This window comes from Thiomonas islandica, assembly GCF_055383445.1.
The window spans coordinates 589,534-606,957 of sequence record NZ_AP042391.1 but is presented as its reverse complement, the minus strand read 5'-3'; the positions used below and the strand labels follow the sequence as shown (position 1 = coordinate 606,957).

Annotated in this window: 16 protein-coding genes; 6 read left to right on the top strand and 10 right to left on the bottom strand. The window is 66.9% G+C overall.

Annotated features, from left to right (window positions below; all coding sequences use genetic code 11):
* Positions 1-65 precede the first annotated feature (65 nt).
* Both ACZ47F_RS02880 and speB read right to left on the bottom strand, forming a co-directional pair.
* On the bottom strand, positions 66-1,376 hold the full coding sequence (locus tag ACZ47F_RS02880; protein ID WP_464925800.1) for an NAD(P)/FAD-dependent oxidoreductase: 1,311 nt from the start codon (positions 1,374-1,376) through the stop codon (positions 66-68).
* Between the two features lie 21 nt (positions 1,377-1,397).
* A complete protein-coding gene (speB, locus tag ACZ47F_RS02875; RefSeq protein WP_464925799.1) occupies positions 1,398-2,339 on the bottom strand; it encodes an agmatinase in 942 nt (313 codons plus the stop codon).
* A gap of 194 nt (positions 2,340-2,533) precedes the next feature.
* Between speB and ACZ47F_RS02870 the strand changes: the two genes are divergently transcribed.
* A complete protein-coding gene (locus tag ACZ47F_RS02870; protein WP_464925798.1) occupies positions 2,534-3,898 on the top strand; it encodes an aspartate aminotransferase family protein in 1,365 nt (454 codons plus the stop codon).
* A gap of 22 nt (positions 3,899-3,920) precedes the next feature.
* On the opposite strand, the gene ACZ47F_RS02865 is transcribed toward ACZ47F_RS02870, so the two are convergent.
* The 7 genes from ACZ47F_RS02865 to ACZ47F_RS02835 form a co-directional block, all read right to left on the bottom strand.
* Positions 3,921-4,436, bottom strand: coding sequence for a DsrE family protein (locus tag ACZ47F_RS02865; protein ID WP_464925797.1), 516 nt, complete (start codon positions 4,434-4,436; stop codon positions 3,921-3,923).
* Positions 4,437-4,521: 85 nt separating this feature from the next.
* Entirely contained in the window at positions 4,522-5,511 is a 990-nt protein-coding gene (locus ACZ47F_RS02860) for a sulfurtransferase (protein ID WP_464925796.1), read from the bottom strand.
* 119 nt (positions 5,512-5,630) lie between these two features.
* Entirely contained in the window at positions 5,631-6,749 is a 1,119-nt protein-coding gene (rodA, locus tag ACZ47F_RS02855; RefSeq protein WP_464925795.1) for a rod shape-determining protein RodA, read from the bottom strand.
* A complete protein-coding gene (mrdA, locus tag ACZ47F_RS02850) occupies positions 6,746-8,920 on the bottom strand; it encodes a penicillin-binding protein 2 (RefSeq protein ID WP_464925794.1) in 2,175 nt (724 codons plus the stop codon). Before mrdA ends, rodA begins: the two co-directional genes overlap by 4 nt.
* 61 nt (positions 8,921-8,981) lie before the next feature.
* Entirely contained in the window at positions 8,982-9,518 is a 537-nt protein-coding gene (mreD, locus tag ACZ47F_RS02845) for a rod shape-determining protein MreD (RefSeq protein WP_464925793.1), read from the bottom strand.
* Positions 9,519-9,568: 50 nt separating this feature from the next.
* Complete coding sequence (gene mreC, locus ACZ47F_RS02840) at positions 9,569-10,519, bottom strand: rod shape-determining protein MreC (RefSeq protein ID WP_464926563.1); 951 nt, start codon at positions 10,517-10,519, stop codon at positions 9,569-9,571.
* Positions 10,520-10,600: 81 nt separating this feature from the next.
* Positions 10,601-11,644: a rod shape-determining protein gene (locus ACZ47F_RS02835; RefSeq protein ID WP_464925792.1), complete on the bottom strand. Its 1,044-nt coding sequence runs from the start codon at positions 11,642-11,644 to the stop codon at positions 10,601-10,603.
* Positions 11,645-11,874: 230 nt separating this feature from the next.
* Between ACZ47F_RS02835 and gatC the strand changes: the two genes are divergently transcribed.
* The 5 genes from gatC (at position 11,875) to ACZ47F_RS02810 (ending at position 16,383) form a co-directional block, all read left to right on the top strand.
* Entirely contained in the window at positions 11,875-12,174 is a 300-nt protein-coding gene (gene gatC, locus ACZ47F_RS02830; protein WP_464925791.1) for an Asp-tRNA(Asn)/Glu-tRNA(Gln) amidotransferase subunit GatC, read from the top strand.
* Complete coding sequence (gene gatA / locus ACZ47F_RS02825; protein ID WP_464925790.1) at positions 12,171-13,691, top strand: Asp-tRNA(Asn)/Glu-tRNA(Gln) amidotransferase subunit GatA; 1,521 nt, start codon at positions 12,171-12,173, stop codon at positions 13,689-13,691. Before gatC ends, gatA begins: the two co-directional genes overlap by 4 nt.
* 4 nt (positions 13,692-13,695) lie before the next feature.
* Entirely contained in the window at positions 13,696-14,334 is a 639-nt protein-coding gene (locus ACZ47F_RS02820; protein ID WP_464925789.1) for a LysE family transporter, read from the top strand.
* Positions 14,335-14,345: 11 nt separating this feature from the next.
* Positions 14,346-15,794 (top strand): Asp-tRNA(Asn)/Glu-tRNA(Gln) amidotransferase subunit GatB, encoded by a 1,449-nt coding sequence (gene gatB, locus ACZ47F_RS02815; RefSeq protein WP_464925788.1) that lies wholly within the window; start codon positions 14,346-14,348, stop codon positions 15,792-15,794.
* Positions 15,795-15,924: 130 nt separating this feature from the next.
* Entirely contained in the window at positions 15,925-16,383 is a 459-nt protein-coding gene (locus ACZ47F_RS02810) for a prenyltransferase (protein ID WP_464925787.1), read from the top strand.
* 15 nt (positions 16,384-16,398) lie between these two features.
* On the opposite strand, the gene cydB is transcribed toward ACZ47F_RS02810, so the two are convergent.
* Positions 16,399-17,424, bottom strand: coding sequence for a cytochrome d ubiquinol oxidase subunit II (gene cydB / locus ACZ47F_RS02805; RefSeq protein WP_464925786.1), 1,026 nt, complete (start codon positions 17,422-17,424; stop codon positions 16,399-16,401).

The window sequence follows — 17,424 nt, the reverse complement described above, 5'->3', positions numbered from 1 at the left end:
AGTACAACGGATTTGTCCATGCTGTTTTGCACGTCCGCGCAGCAATGCAGGCAGGGCCTCGCGGGTTACAGCAGATCGCGCAGCCGGTACCACAACATCCCTAGCACCAGCGCCGGGGTGCGCAGAAAATCGCCGCCCGCAAAGGGCTTGTGGCGCAGCCGGGTGAACAGGTCGAAGCGCTCGGCCTGCCCGGCAATGGTCTGTGCCGCCAGCAGCCCGGCAAGGCCGGTGAGCGCCAGGCCGTGCCCGGAAAAGCCCTGCAGATACAGCACGTCGGGGGCGATGCGGCCGAAGTCCGGTGCGCGGTTCATGGTGATGTCGACAAACCCGCCCCAGGCGTGGGTGATTCTCACGTCTGCGAGCTGCGGATAGACCGCCAGCATACTGCGGCGCATGGCGGCAGCGAGGTTGCGCGGGCTGACGGTGGAGTAGCTCACCCGCCCGCCAAACAGCAGGCGGTCGTCTCCGGTGAGGCGGTAATAGTCGAGTACGAACTGGGTGTCGCACACGCATGCGCGGTTGCGTACCAGCGCCATGGCGCGCTGCTGGCCCAGCGGCTCGGTGGCAATGATGTAGGTGCCTACCGGCATGATGCGCCGCGCCAGCTGCGGCGCCACGGCGCCCAGATGCACATTGCCGGCCAGCAGCACATGGCCTGCGCGCACGCGGCCCCTCGCGGTGCGCACCAGCGCCTTGCCACCGCCGGCCTGTGCCGCCGGCTGGACCGCGATCACCTCGGACTGCTCGTGCAGCACAGCTCCAGCCTGCTGCGCGGCGCGGGCCAGACCCAGGGTGTAGTTCAGCGGGTGCAGATGGCCGCCGAGGTCGTCGAGCACGCTGGCGCAATAACGCGGGCTGGCGATCAGGCTGCGGGTCTGCGCGGTGTCGAACAGCTGCAGATGGGTGTAGCCATAGTCGCGCTGCATGTGCTCGGCCCAGGCCAACAGCGCACGGGCTTTTCTGGGTGTGACCGCCACCGTCATCGCGCCAGGGGTCCAGTCGCAATCGATCGCATACTGTGCGATGCGGCTGCGCAGCAGGTGCAGTGCCTCGAGCGACATGTCCCAGGCCGCGCGCGCCGCGGCGGTGCCGAGCTGGCGCTCGAACGGCGCCATCTCGCTGGCATAGCCCGCCAACACCTGCCCACCGTTGCGCCCCGAGGCGCCCCAGCCGATCTGCCGCCCTTCGAGCAGCACCACCTGCAGTCCACGCTTACGCAACTCGATCGCAGCCGACAGCCCGGCCAGACCGCCACCGACGATGCACACATCGGTGTGCACTTCGCCCAGTAGCGGCGCGTGGCGCGGTGCGCAGTGCGCGGTGTCGATGTAGAACGAGCGCTCGACCAGGGCCTGTGCCTGTCGTTCCAGTCGCATGATGCGAAGCGTCTTCCTTGCTCAACCCGCCGCCGCTACGCGCGCGCACAAGTAGGTCCACACACAATGCGCGGCGATGTTCGCGGTGAGCTCGGCATGGTCGTAGGGCGGTGAGACTTCCACGCAATCCATGCCGACGAAGGGCAGTTGCATCGCGCACAGCTCTTCCAGTAGCGACAGCAGCTGCGCGCTGGTCAGACCGCCGGGTTCGGGTGTGCCGGTGCCGGGTGCGAATGCGGGGTCGAGGCAGTCGATGTCGAGGGTGACATAGACCGGCGCGCCGACCGCAGCCAGCCGCGCGCGAATGTCGGCGGTGATCGGCGCCAGCTGCGACGGACTCTCCAGCCCGCGCAGTTCGCGCGCGGTGATGATCCGGCCGCCGAGGGTGTTGACGTACTCGCGCGCCGCGCGCTCGGCCGCCGAACGGATGCCCACCTGCACCACGCCTTGCGGCACCACCAGCCCCTCCCGCAACGCTTCATACACCCAGGTGCCGTGACCCGATGGTTCGCCGAAATGGTCGGTCCAGGCATCGCAATGCGCATCGAAATGCAGCAGCGCCAGCGGCTGACCGTGCACCACGCGCAGTGCCCGCAGCAGCGACAGAGTGATGGAATGATCGCCGCCCAGCCACACCATGTGCTGCCGCGCGATCAACGGCTGCGCCTGCGCTTGGAGCGCGGCGCGCAGGTCGGCAAGGCCGGTGTTGGGCAGCCGCAGGTCGCCGTGGTCGCACAGCTGCGCTGTGGGCGAGAGATCGAACAGCGGGTGTGTGGCATCGCACAGCATCTGGCTGGCCTGCCGGATCGCGCCGGGGCCGAAGCGGGCGCCGGGGCGGTGGGTCACCGCCCCGTCCCAGGTCACGCCGGCCAGGCCGAAGCGGGTGGCCGGCACTGTCTCGCTGCATGCGGCTGCACCGAGAAACCGTTGCTGCGAGAGGTAGGCAAACGCGTGTCGAACCATGGTGGTGGTTGTGAACGGGCTGAGGCGTTCGGTCACGCCGATGAAGCCTTGCAAGCGGACTGCAGCCTATCTGCAAAATCGCAAGGGCGATAGTGCCACTTTGCCGCCCTGCCGCAGGGCCATTGGCGCCGCTTGCCAAGTTCCGTCGCGTCTTTGCATACTGCAAAAAGGTGTATCTCGACAGGGACGTCGCCATGACCCAGACCGCGATTGCAGCCGACCGCATCGCCCGCTTCCATGCGGCTGAAGCCGCCCGGTTTCTCGATGAACATCCGCGCTGCGCGGCCTTGCATGCGCAGGCGCAGCGCCACTTCCTGTTCGGCGTGCCGCTGCACTGGATGGCCGACGCGCCGTCGCCAGTGCCGCTGTATGTCGACCGAGCGCAGGGCGCGCGGCTGTTCGATGTCGACGGCCATGTGGTGATCGACTTCTGTCTGGGCGATACCGGCGCCATGTTCGGCCACAGCCCGCAGCCGGTCGCGCGCGTGCAGGCGCAGCATGGCGGCGAGGGCGCCACCACCATGCTGCCGTCGACGGTGGCGCTGGAGGTGGCGCAGCTGCTCGAGCGGCGCTTCGGCCTGCCGATGTGGCAGTTCACCGCCAGCGCCAGCGATGCCAACCGCTTCGTGCTGCGCTGGGCGCGGGCGGTCACCGGGCGCAAGCACATCGTGGTGTTCAACGGCTGCTACCACGGCACGGTCGACGACGTGTTCGTCGATCTGGCCGCAGACGGCTCCACCCATGCCCGCCGCAGCCTGCTCGGCCAGGTGCACGACCTGAACGCCACCACCCGTGTGGTCGAGTTCAACGACCTAGACGGCCTACGCGCCGCACTCGCCGCAGGCGATGTGGCCTGCGTGCTCACCGAGCCGGTGCTCACCAACATCGGCATGGTGATGCCCGACCCCGGATTTCTCGACGCGGTGCGCGCACTCACCCGGCAATACGGCACCCTGCTGGTCATCGACGAGACCCACACCATCTCCTGCGGCCCCGGCGGTTATTGCCGCGAACACGGGCTGCAGCCCGATGTGCTCATCCTGGGCAAACCGATTGTCGGCGGCACGCCCGGCGCGGCCTACGGCTTCACTGCCGAGGTCGGCGCACGCATGCAGGCTGTCAAGAGCGCCGCGCCGCCCGGACACTCCGGCATCGGCACCACGCTGTCCGCCGGGCTGCTGACCCTGCGACTGATGCGCGCCATGCTGGCCGAGGTGATGACCGACGCGGCGTATGCGCAGATGTTCGCCATCGCAACCCGGGTGGCAAACGGCCTGGAAACCATCATTGCGCGCCATGGTTTGCCGTGGACCGTCACGCGCATCGGTGCGCGCTGCGAAGTGCAGTTCGCGCCGACCCGCCCGCGCAACGGCAGCCAAGCCCGCGCCGGCTTCGACGACGCGCTGGAATCTGCATTGCAGCTCGCACTGCTCAACCGCGGCGTGCTGCTCACGCCGTTTCACAACATGGTGCTGGCCAGCCCGGCGCACACCGCCGAAGACGCCGAGACCTTGATCCGCGCCTTCGATGCAACCCTCACCGCGTTGCGCAGCGCCTGAACCCGCGCCCGACCCGTGGAGTTCAGGGCTTGATGTAGGCGAACCCGGCGTGCTCGAGCTGCATGATGCGTGCCACGCCAGCCGGCACGATCACCGCCTGCGGCACCAGCACAGGCAGGTGGCCGAGCTTTTTCGCCATGCCTTCCATGGTGTTGTGGCAAGCGTCGAATTCCACGCCTTCGGCGTTTTCTGCGGCGATGCGCTGGGCCACTGGGCTGTCTTTGAGCAGCATCAGCAAGCCGGGGCCGTAGGCCACGACCACCACCCGCACCTTTTCCTGACCGAAATAATCGAGCAGGTTTTGCGCGTTGTTAAGGACGAGTTGCCAGCGCTCGATGCTGTTGTCGCTGACCTGTAGCACTACCTTGTGCTCGGCGAATGGCAGGTCGTGGATGAATGTCGGCTTGTCGAACTCGAAGTTCTGGAGCATCGACGGGTTGGCAGCCTGTGCCAGCCCGCTGCCCAGCAGACCGAGCAGCAGGGCCAAAGCGCCAGCGCGCAGGCGCAGCAACACGACAGCCATGGTGTGAGTTTGCATGTGGGTCTCCTCGATTTTGGTGGAAACTAAGTTTTAGCACCCCGATCCCAGCGGGATGCAGCAATTTGTATCGTCTGGCGACGGATCAGAAATGCACGATCGGCAGCTCGCGCTGCACCCATTCATTCATGCCGCCGGGATATTCACGCAGGCCCTTCTTGCCCAGGATGCGGTCGACGACGAACCAGGCACCCGCCGCGTACTGTCCGGTGTTGCAGTAGATGATGCCCGGTGCGAGCCGGTGCACACCTGCGCCAGCCAACACCTTGCGATACACATGCGCCGACAGAAAACGCCATGAGCCGTCATCCGCATTGCGGTAGAACAGCTCGGCCGGCAGCGCCGTGCTGCCCGCCAGCCTGCCCCCGACCGGGATGACCGGCGTGTGCTCCAACCCAGCAAACTGCGCCAGCGGGCGGGCATCGAGCAGCAGTTTGTGCGCGCGCTGCGCCGCCTGCACCTCGGCGTTCGTCGCCAGCAGTGCCGGATTGGGTTCTTTGGCCTGCCATTTGCTCGACTGCATCGGCGCAATGGCATCGGTATCCACCTCATACCCGGCGGCAATCCAGGCGTGCATGCCGCCGTTGAGAATGGCGATGCTGTCGGCCGGCACGCCGAACACCTGCAATTCCCAGGCGAAGAACGCCGCCTCTTGCAGCGAAGTGGCGTCGTCCCCGGTGGGCACGATGACGATGGGTTTGTCTGGCTGGAGTTGCACGGCCTGCATGCTCTGCTCGAACTCCTTGGCCGTCGGCAGCATGAAGTCGATGGTCTTGCCGTCGATCACATGCTTGTCCCGCAGTCCCCAGAAGTTGACCGACAGCGCATCTGGGATATGCCCGCCGACCTCGTCGAGCACCTTGTGTCCCTTGACCGTGCTGAACTTTGGATCGTTGGTCAGCGAATTGAGGTTGTCGCGGATGTCGACGATCTGCACCTCCTGGGCATGCGCGTGCAGCCAGGGTGGCGTCACCAGCGGCCCGGGCAGCACCGCTGCCTGCGCCAGACCCACCCCCGCTGCCAGCAGCAGCGCACCCAGCCAGCCTTTGGCTGGGCCCATGTCCAATCGTTTCATGCCCTCCTCCTTGTTGTGATGAAACCGGCGGGCGATTATGGACTGAGCGGGATCAGCGACAACAGGGATTTGTTTGGTTGACAGTCATCGAAATTTTCGATGGACGCCTGGCAGGCAGTTCAGCTCTGCACCAGCCGTTTGGACTTGGCGATGGACAGCAGCATGCCCGCGCCCAGCATCAGGGTGATCAGCGCAGTGCCGCCATAGCTGATGAACGGCAATGGCACCCCGACCACCGGCAGGATGCCCGAAACCATGCCCATGTTGACGAAGGCATAGATGAAAAAGATCATGGTGATGGACGCCGCGAGCAGCCGTGAGAACAGCGTGGGGGCGCCTGCGGCGATCACCAGCCCGCGCAGGATCAAAAAAGTGTAGGCCGCCAGCAACACCAGATTGCCGGCCAGCCCCCATTCCTCGGCCAGCACCGAGAACACGAAATCGGTGTGCGACTCGGGCACGAAGTTCAGATGCGCCTGCGTGCCACGCAGATAGCCCTGGCCGAACACGCCGCCCGAGCCGATGGCGATCATGCTCTGGATGATGTTGAAGCCCTTACCCAGCGGGTCGCTTTGCGGGTCGAGCAGCATCAACAGACGCTGGCGCTGATAGTCGTGCATGAAATGCCACAGCACCGGCGCGCTCGCCGCCGCCAGCGCCAGCAGCAGCGCGATGACCCGCCACGACAGCCCGGCAAAAAAGATCACGAACGCCCCGGTGAACAGCACGAGCAGTGCGGTGCCGAGGTCGGGCTGTCTGGCAATGAGCGCCACCGGCAGCAGCAGGATGGCCGCGGCGATGACAAAGTCCTTCAGTCGGATCTGGCCCTCGCGCTTCTGGAAATACCATGCCAGCATGAGCGGTACGGCGATTTTCATCACCTCAGACGGCTGCACCACGGTCACGCCCAGGTCGAGCCAGCGCCGCGCGCCCTTGCGCACCAGGCCGAACATCGCGGTCGCCAGCAGCAGGGCAATGCCCGCGGTGTAGATCGGCACGGCGATCTGCATCAAGCGGTGCGGCGGCACCTGTGCCACGACGAACAGCACCACAAAGCCGATGGCCAGATTGCGCAGATGATCGGCAAACGGCACATGCGCATCTTGCAGGGCGGAGAACAGCACGATGCAGCCGATGGCCACCAGCCACAGCAGTGCGGCGAGCAGTGGGCCGTCGAAGCCGGTGAGATACGGGCGCAGGCGCCGCCATAACGGCGGACGCCCAAAGCTTGCATTCATAGCCGGACTCCTTCCGATGCGTCGCTGACATCGGGCCGCGCGCCAAAGCGGGTGAACAGCGGCGCGCGCAGCTCGGCGGCGCAGGCGACGCGCAGGTGATTGCCCAGCGCATCTGGGTCGAAGGCGGTGGGGCTGGCCTGGGCCGCAGAGGATGCCGCAGGTGCGGCTGCCGTGGCTGCACCCGCAGGCGCGGAGGCTGCAGCGGCGGGCGGCGGCTTGGCGCCGGGGATCGGCGGCACACCTTCGCGCTGCCCGGCGTAGGTGAACTGCACCGGCTGCGGCCGAGTGCCGCTGATTTTCTCGATCTCGTCGTCGCTAGGATAGAGTCCGAGCAGGTGGTAATCAAGTGCCTTGCGTGCAATCGGCGCCGCCGCCATGCCGCCGAAACCGGCGTTCTCGACGATCATCGCTAGCGCGATCACTGGGTTCTCCGCCGGGGCGTAAACCGTGTAGAGTGCATGGTCGCGCAGGTGGTGCGCCACGTCCTTGGCGTCGTAGGTCTGGTTCTGGCCGACGGTGAACACCTGCGCGGTGCCGGTCTTGCCTGCGCTGGTGTAGGGCGCGCCCTTGAACGCATCTGCCGCGGTGCCGCCGGTCTGGTTGACCGCGATCATGCCGTCGTGCACCACCTGCCAGTACGCCGGGTGCATGTCGACGCGCTCGGCCACCGGCGCATGGACCGGAGTGAAGCGGCGCGTGGCCATGTCCTCGATCGCGCGCACCACGCGCGGCGCATAGCGCGTGCCCTGATTGGCCAGGGTGGACAGCGCCGTGGCCATCTGCAGCGGGGTGAAGGTGTTGTAGCCCTGGCCGATGCCCAAGCTGATGGTGTCGCCCGGATACCAGACCTTCTGCGCCGGGGCGCGAAACGCCTTGCGCTTCCAGGCCCGCGAGGGCAGCACGCCCCTGGCCTCGCCGAGCAGGTCGATGCCGGTGACCTCGCCAAAGCCAAAGCGCTGCGTCCAGCGGGCCATGCCGTCCACACCCCAGTCATGCGCCAGCATGTAGAAGTACACATCGCACGACACCTGGATCGCCTTGCGCATGTCGACGATACCGTGGCCGCCCGGCACGTCGTCGCGGAAGCGGTGGCCGGCGAACAGGAAGAAACCGGGATCGCGGAAACTCCACTGCGCGGTGCGGATGCCCTCGGTCAGCGCGCCCAGCGCCAGATAGGGCTTGTAGGTCGAGCCCGGCGGAAAGGTGCCGCGCAGCGCGCGGTTGAGCAGCGGCCTGTCGGGCGAGGTGTTGAGCGCGTCCCAGTTGGCCTGATCGATGCCGTCGACGAATAGATTGGGGTCGAAGGTCGGCATCGACACGAAGGCCAACACCTCCCCATTGCGCGGGTCGATGGCCACGCAGGCGCCGCGCCGCTTGCCGTACAGGTCTTCGATGAGCTTCTGCAGCCGGATGTCCACCCCCAGCACCAGGTTCTGTCCCGGCGTGGCCGGCACGGTCTTGATCTTGCGCACCGGACGGCCGGCGGCGTTGACCTCCACCTCCTCATAGCCGGTGATGCCATGCAGCTGCTTTTCATACGCCTGCTCCACCCCGAGCTTGCCGATGTGGTCGGTGCCGAGGTAGTTGCTCGCGTCGTCGCTGTCGTCGATGCGCTGCTGCTCGGCCTGGTTGATGCGGCCGACATACCCCAGCAGATGACAGCCCAGCGCACCCAGCGGATAGCTGCGGAACAGCCGCGCCCGCACGTTCACCCCGGGAAAGCGGAATCGCTGCGCCATGACCCGTGCGACCTGGTCGTCGGTGAGTTTGTTCAGGATGGGCAGCGATTCGAACCGCCGCGACTGCGCCAGCAGATTGTTGAACCGGCGCTCGTCGTATGCGGTGATCGGCACCAGCGCCTTGAGCGCATCGATGGTCTGTTGCAGCGTGCCCTGGACCTTCGACGGCGTGATCTCCAGGGTATAGGCCGCGTAGTTGCTCGCCAGGATGATGCCGTTGCGGTCGAGGATCAGCCCGCGCTGCGGCGGAATCGGCACCAGCGCGATGCGGTTGTCCTGCGCCTGCGTGGAGTATTGCCGGTGCCGCACCACCTGCAGCCACAGCCAGCGCCCGACCAGCAGCGCAAAGCTGAGCACCACCGCTGCGCCGGCCAGGATCAGGCGACGGCGAAAGCGAAACAGCTCGCGTTCGATGTTGCGCAGTTCGTTCATCGCAGGGCGGGTGCAGACGACTTTGGAGCAGCGGCAGCGGGCAAGGTTCAGCGCGGCTTAGCTACAGCGGGCGGTTGCGGTCGGCGTCGGGTGCGCGGCGCTGCGGTGCCAGCAGCAGCCAGGACAGCGGCGGCCACAGCGCTGCCTGCAACAGCGGGGCGAGTAGGAACCCCCAGCCGGGAAAGCTCCCGCCCGACCACATGCCCACCAACAGCCACAATCCCTGCGCGGCGACGAACAGCGGCAGCACCTGCAGCGCCTGCTGCAGCGGCGAGAACCACAGCAGACGCCGGTGCAGGCTGATGGCGAAATAGCTCAGCACGGTGTAGATCAACGCATGCTGACCGAGCACTGCACCCTGCTGCACATCGACCATCAAGCCCAGCACGAAGGCCACGGTCATGCCCACGCGGCGCGGCTGATGCACATTCCAGAACACCAGGGTTAGCGCGACGAAGTCCGGCATCCAGCCCAGCCGCCCCAGGGGCACAAAGTCCAGAAGCAGCGCAATCAGTAGGGTCAGCGCGATGAACCACGGCTTGACCGGCAGCAGCAGCACTTCGCGCGGCCCGCCGGCCGGCGCACGGGCGGCAGGCATGGCGGAGCGGGTGGGGCGGCGGCGCAGCATGAAGAGCCGACAGGTCGCGTTCAACGCCCGCGTCCCGTCGCAGGGGCCGAGGCAGCCTGCGGCTTGTGCCGCGCCCCGGCGGACCTGGCGACTTGCGCGGGCGGCGCGGGCACTAGCGGGGTCAGCGGCTTGAGCACCAGCACATGCCGGCCACCCTCTACATCGGCCAGAGGCGCGCAGATCACCCGGGCAAACGCGGTGTCGCGTTGGCGTACCACGGCGATGACCCGCGCCACGCGCAGCCCGGCGGGGTAGATACCGTCGACGCCGCTGGTCACCAGCACATCGCCCACTCGCACATCGGCTGAAGCCGGCATCCAGCGCAGCTCCAGCCCGCCCTGGCCAAGTCCCGGATCGCCGTACAGCACCCCGCGCTCGCCGGTGCGCTGGTTCTGTACCGGCACCGCCGCGTCGCGGTCGGTGATGAGGGTGACTTCGGCGCTCCACGGATAGTCGCGCGTGACCTGCCCGAGCAGGCCGGTTTCGTCGATCACCGGCGCGCCCAGTTCCACCCCCTGCAGGCTGCCGCGGTCGATCACCACGGTGCGGTTGAATGGATCGCTGGCCTGCGCGCTGATCTGCGCCGCCACCGCGCTGGGCGGCATGCTTTGCTGCAGATGCAGCAACGCGCGCAGGCGGTCGTTCTCCGCCCGCAGCTGCGCGGCCATCTGCGCCTGCAGCGACAGCGCCACATTGGCCTGCTGCAGCCGGCTGATCTCACGCTGCGACTGCACCGGCGACTGCAGATAGCCGCTGATGTTGCGCGCCCAGTCCACCGGCGCCTGCGCCGCCCGCTGCAGCGGATAGACTGCCACCGCCAGCCCTTGACGCAGTCGTGGTGTGACCTGAAAGCGTGCATCCAGTGCCATCAGCAGCACCGCCAGCGCAGAAAACAACAGCAGCCGCGTGAGCGCAGATGGCCCCTGCCGGAAAAACGGCGGCGGAGAGCGCTCGAGGGTGCCGTAGGCCATGAGGTCGAAGGTGAACTGCGTGCAGATCACCCGACATGCCGCAGCCGGGCCTACGCAGTGGGCGCGGCTGCGGCAAGCGGGTTATTCGGAGGTGAAAATGGTGCCCAGGCGGTCCATGCGTTCCAGCGCCATGCCGCTGCCGCGCGCCACACAGGTCAGCGGCTCCTCGGCCACCAGCACCGGCAACCCGGTTTCCTCGGCAAGCAGCCGGTCCAGGTCGCGCAGTAGCGCGCCGCCGCCGGTGAGCATCATGCCGCGCTCGGCAATGTCGGCGCCAAGCTCGGGCGGGGTCTGCTCAAGCGCGTTTTTCACCGCCGAGACGATCTGGTTGAGCGGATCGGTCAGCGCTTCGAGGATTTCGTTACTGGAAATGGTGAAGCTGCGCGGCACGCCCTCGGACAGGTTGCGGCCCTTGACCTCCATCTCTTTGACCTCGCTGCCGGGGAAGGCCGAACCGATCTGCTTCTTGATGGCCTCGGCCGTGGGTTCGCCAATCAGCATGCCGTAGTTGCGACGGATGTAGTTGATGATCGCTTCGTCGAACTTGTCGCCTCCCACGCGCACACTGCCCTTGTAGACGGTGCCGCCCAGCGAGATCACGCCGACCTCGGTGGTGCCGCCGCCGATGTCCACGATCATCGAGCCAGTGGCTTCCGACACCGGAAGCCCGGCGCCGATCGCCGCGGCCATGGGCTCCTCGATCAGGTACACCTCGCTGGCGCCGGCGCCCAGTGCCGACTCGCGGATCGCGCGGCGTTCGACCTGGGTCGAGCCGCACGGCACGCAGATGATGATGCGCGGGCTGGGGCGCAGCAACTTGGTGTCGTGCGCCATTTTGATGAACTGCTTGAGCATCTGCTCGGTGACGGTGAAGTCGGCGATCACGCCGTCCTTCATCGGCCGGATGGCCTCGATATTGCCAGGCACCTTGCCGAGCATCTGCTTGGCCTCGCGGCCGACGGCCTGGATGGTTTTCTTGCCGCTCGGGCCGCCTTCGTGGCGGATCGCGACGACCGACGGCTCGTCGAGCACGACGCCTTTGCCGCGCACATAGATCAGGGTGTTGGCGGTGCCGAGGTCGATCGCCAGATCCGTCGAAAAATACTGCCGGAATTTTCGGAACATGGAATGTGGGGCGCCAGCCGTGGGCCAGGCTTGCTGATGATGTGTGAAAAAAGCAACAAACGGACTTGATTTTTCTGACAAATCCCTTGCGCCAAATCACAGCATCATAACCGATGCATGTGCATAAAATGCCTTTTCCTCAGCGTGCCGCAAGGGTCTGGGCTGCGTGCCGGCCCGGCAGTCGGGCGGCTTCCCCTGCAGTACTTCTGCTCGATCACTGTCCCCCCAACATGTCCCTGTCCCTCCCTGATATCGACCGCCTGGCGCAGCTCGCCCGGCTGGATCTCTCCGCCAGTGAACGCGAACACATGCTGACTGACCTGAACGCGTTCTTTGCCGTGGTCGAGCAAATGCGCGCGGTGCCGACCGAGGGCGTCGAGCCGCTGGCGCATCCGCTGTCTGCGGTGCAGGACATGCCGCTGCGGCTGCGCGACGACGTCGTCACCGAGGGCGACATCCGCGACGCCGCGATGCGCAACGCGCCCGACGCGCAGGACGGGCTGTTCCTCGTGCCGAGGGTGGTGGAATGAGCGCGACTTCCAACGATGTCGTCACTGCCGACCTGCGCACCCAGTGCGCCGCACTCGCCGCCAGGCAGGTGTCGAGCGTCGAACTCACCCGCGCCGCGCTCGACCGCATCGAGGCCCACACCGATCTGGGTGCGTTCCTGCATGTCGATGCCGAGGGGGCGCTGCAGGCTGCGCGCGCTGCCGACGCTGCCCGCGCCGCAGGCGATACCCGGCTGCTCCTTGGTGTGCCGCTGGCGCACAAGGACGTGTTCGTCACCCGCGCGATGCCCGCCACCGCAGGCTCACGCATGCTGCAGGGCTATATCAGCCCGTTCGATGCCACGGTGGTCGCCCGCCTGGGAGCCGGGGCCGACGGCTTTGACGGCGCCGGCATGGTCACGGTCGGCAAGACCAATATGGACGAGTTCGCGATGGGCTCGGCCAACGAAAACTCCGCCTACGGCCCGGTGCGCAACCCCTGGGATGCGGATGCCATTGCCGGTGGCTCCAGCGGCGGCTCGGCCGCGGCGGTCGCCGCGCGGCTGGTGGCTGCCGCCACCGGCACTGACACCGGTGGCTCGATCCGCCAGCCCGCGGCGATGTGTGGCATCACCGGTATTAAGCCGACCTACGGTCTGTGCTCGCGCTACGGGATGATCGCCTTCGCCTCCAGCCTTGACCAGGCCGGGCCGATGGCGCAGACCGCCTGGGACTGCGCCGCGCTGCTGTCGGCAATGGTCGGGTTCGACCCGCGCGACGCCACCAGTATCGATCGCCCGGTTCCCGACTATGTCGCCCAGATCGATGCGCTCCTGCCCGGCGCCACCGCTGCGCAGCCGCTGGCCGGGCTGCGCATCGGCCTGCCGCGCGAGTATTTCGGCGCTGGGCTGGCCGCCGATGTCGAAGCCGCGGTGCGCGCCGCGCTCGCCGAGCTCGAGCGCCTGGGCGCGATGCTGGTGGAGGTATCGCTGCCGCGCACCGAACTGTCGATCCCGGCTTACTACATCATCGCCCCGGCCGAGGCCAGCTCCAACCTCAGCCGCTTCGACGGCGTACGCTTTGGCCACCGCGCCGCGCAGTACCGTGATCTGGCCGAGATGTACGCCAAAAGCCGCGCCGAGGGCTTCGGCCCCGAGGTCAAGCGCCGCATCATGATCGGCACCTATGTGCTGTCGCATGGCTATTACGACGCCTACTACCTGCAGGCGCAGAAAATCCGCCGCCTAATCGCCGACGACTTCGCCCGCGCCTTTACCCAGTGCGACCTGATCGCCGGGCCGGTGTCGCCCACCGTGGCCTGGAACCGCGGCGACAAGGCCGACCCGCTAGCCAACTACCTGGCCGACATCTACACCCTGTCGGCCAGCCTGGCCGGGCTGCCTGGGATGAGCGTGCCCGCAGGCTTTGGCGCCGGCGCCAACGTCCGCCGCCCGGTGGGCTTGCAACTCATCGGTGCGCATTTCAGCGAAAGTCTGCTGCTGCAGGTCGCGCACCAGTACCAGCAGGTCACCGACTGGCATCGGCGCAGCCCGGTGTGACGCGATGGACTGGCACACCTGGCTGACTTTCTTTGCCGCAAGCTGGCTGATCAGCCTGTCGCCAGGGGCGGGGGCGATTGCCTGCATGACCGCCGGGCTGCGTTTTGGCTGGCGGCTGGGGGTGTGGAACGTCCTTGGCCTGCAACTGGGCATTGCCGCGATTCTGATGGTGGTGGCTGCGGGACTGGGCGCGCTGCTGGCGGCGAGCGAGGCTGCATTCAGCGTCATCAAATGGTTCGGCGTGGCCTATCTGCTGTGGCTGGGCGTGCAGCAATGGCGCGCCCCGGCGCAGGGTGTGCTCGAGGCCGACGGCGATGCGAAAAGCGCACCGCCGCCCAGCCGCAAGCAGCTCGTGCTGCGCGGTTTTCTGATCAACGCGAGCAATCCCAAGGGTCTGGTGTTCATGCTGGCGGTGCTGCCGCAGTTCATTGATCCGGCCCGGCCGCAGTTGCCGCAATATCTGCTGTGCGGGCTGTCCTTGTTCATCACCGACATCGTGGTGATGAACGGCTACACCCTGCTGGCCGCGCGCGTGCTGCGCGCTCTGCGCACACCGCAGCATCAGCGCTGGCTGCAGCGCGGCTTTGGTGCCCTGTTCATTGGCGCCGCGCTGCTGCTGTCGGCGTTTCGCCGCTCACACTGAGGAATCGCAATATGTCATGGGAAGTGGTCATCGGGCTGGAGACCCATGTGCAGCTCTCCACCCGGTCCAAGATGTTTTCCGCCGCGTCCACGGCGTTTGGCGCGCCGCCCAACACCCAGGCTTGCGCGGTCGATCTGGCGCTGCCCGGGGTGCTGCCGGTGGCCAACCGGGCGGCGGTGGAGCGGGCGATCCGGCTGGGTCTGGCGCTGGGCGCCACCATCGCGCCGCGCTCGGTGTTCGCGCGCAAGAATTACTTTTATCCCGACCTGCCCAAGGGCTACCAGATCAGCCAGTATGAAATCCCCGTGGTGCAGGGCGGGGTGGTCGAGTTTGTCGTGGATGGCAAGTCACACCGTCTGCGCCTGACCCGCGCCCACCTGGAAGAAGACGCGGGCAAGTCGCTGCACGAAGTCGGGTTGTTCGACCGGGCGGGCAATCCGGCCAGCGGCATCGACCTCAACCGCGCGGGCACACCGCTACTCGAAGTCGTCACCGAACCCGAGTTGCGCAGCGCCCGCGAAGCGGCCGAATACGCCCGCGCGCTGCATGCACTGGTGGTGTGGCTGGACATTTGCGACGGCAACCTGCAGGAAGGCTCGTTTCGCTGCGATGCCAACGTCTCGGTGCGTCGCCACGGCGAACCCTTGGGCACGCGCTGCGAGATCAAGAATCTCAACAGCTTTCGCTTTCTGGAGAAGGCGATCGAATTCGAGGCACGGCGCCAGATCGAGCTCATCGAAGACGGCGGCAAGGTGGTGCAGGAAACCCGGCTGTTCGACCCGGACAAGGGCGAGACCCGCACCATGCGCACCAAGGAAGACGCGCATGACTACCGCTATTTCCCCGACCCCGATCTGCCGCCGCTGGTCATCTCGGCGGAGTGGATCGAGCAGGTGCGCGCCTCCATGCCCGAGCTGCCCGGCCAGATGGCCGAGCGCCTCCAGCGCACGCACGGCCTGAGCGCCGAGGCGGCCGCGCAGATGACCCAAACCCGCGCGCACGCCGCCTACTTCGAGGCCTGCGTGGCCACGGGTGCAGCACCCAAGCTGGCCGCCAACTGGATCATGGGTGAACTCGCCGCGCAGCTCAACCGCGACGAGCGCGACATCGGCGACAGCCCGGTCCGCGCGGCGCAGCTTGCCGCACTGACGCGCCGCATCGACGACGGCACACTGTCGAGCAAGACTGCCAAGGACGTGTTCGGTGCGCTGTGGGCGGGCGAGCATGAGGGCGATGTCGATGCCATCATCGCCGCACGCGGTCTGGCGCAGGTCAACGACAGCGCCGCACTGCAGGCCGCGGTCGACGCCGTGCTTGCGGCCAATCCGAAGAACGTCGCGGAATACCGCGCCGGCAAGGACAAGGCGCTCAACGCCCTGATCGGCCAGGTGATGAAGGCCACTGGCGGCCGCGCCAACCCGCAGCAGGTCAGCGAACTGCTGCGCAAGGCGGTGGGCTGAGCAAAACTATCCCTCGACACTTCCCGCCACGCTGCGCGCGTGGGACGTGAATACATTTTGTGCCAGCCGCATCGTCGGGCACTGTGTTAGGGTCAGGCTATCCGATCCACGACCCAGTTGGTGTGTCCCGATGCGCCGGTTTGCCCTGTTTCCCCGCCCGTTTCTCACCCTATTGCTCGGTGCCGCGCTGGCCTGCAGCGCCGCTGCCCAGACCGCTCCGCTGCAGCAGGCCCAGGCGCTGCTCGACGCCGGGCAATTCCACCAGGCCGACCAAATCATCGCCCAGGCGCTTGCGGCGCAGCCACAGTCCGCCCAGGCGCACTATCTGGATGCCAGGCTGCTGGCGCGCGAGGGCAAGTGGCCGCTGGCCGAGAAGGAGCTGGAGCAGGCACGCCGGCTGGACCCGGCGCTGTCATTTGCACCGCCGCAGCAGGTGCAGAGCCTGACACAGTCCATCCTCGAGCAGCGCTGGAAAACCCCCGCCGGCCTTGCCGGCGACGGGCAGGCTGCGCTGGCCGCACTGTTCGTGCTGATTTCGGGCTATCTGATCGTCAGTGTCGTGCGCAGCCGGGGGCGACGCTCCGGTTGAGTATTGCCGCCGGCTTCAGTACGCATGCTCCGCGTCGGGGTCGATCTTGCCGCGGAACACGATGTATTGATAGACGTTGTAGGTGATCATTACCGGAATCAACAGGCCGATGCCCAGCAACATGAACACCAGGGTGCTGCTGTCCGAGGCGGCCTGATCGATGGTGACCGAGCCGGGCACGATATACGGATACCAGGTCGCGGCCAGCCCAGCGAAGGAGAACAGGAAGATCATCATGGTCCAGACGAACGGCGCCACTTCGGCCTGCCGCTTGAGCGCACGCAGCAGCATCACGAAGCTGAACACGGCCAGCGCCGGCAACAGGGCGAAAAAGTAGATGTTGGGCGTGGTCAACCAGCGGGCGAAGATCTGCGGGAACTGCAGCGGCGTCCATACCGTGACCACGGCACCGACCGCCAGCATGATCCAGGCGAGCAACTGGCCGCGCCGGTAGCAGCCGGCCTGGATGTCGTCCTTGGTCTTGATGATCAGATAGGTTGAGCCGAGCATCGAATACCCGGCCACCACGCCGAGCGCCACGATCAGGCTGAACGGCGAGAGCCAGTCCCACACACTGCCGACGAACACGCCGTTTTCCACCCGCACGCCGTTGAGCAACCCACCCAGCGCAAACCCCTGGGCAATGGCCGACAGCAGGCTGCCGACCCCGAACATCGCCCCCCAGAAGGTCTTGCGCCGAGACAGCTCGTGGAACTCGAACGACACCCCGCGCAGCATGAAGCCCAGCAGCATCAGGATGATGGGGATGTACAGCCCGTGCAGCACCGTGCCGTAGGCCAGCGGGAACGCGCCGAACAGCGTACCGCCGATGACCACCAGCCAGGTCTCGTTGGCGTCCCAAATACTGCCCAGGCTGGCCATCATCACCTTGCGGCGCCGCTCGCCGACGAACAGCGACAGCACGCCCACGCCGAGGTCGAAGCCATCGAGCACCACATAAAACACCATGAACAGGCCGATGATCAGGAACCAAACCGTGGCGAGGATGTGATGCAGTTCCTGCGGGTTGTTGAGGTCCAT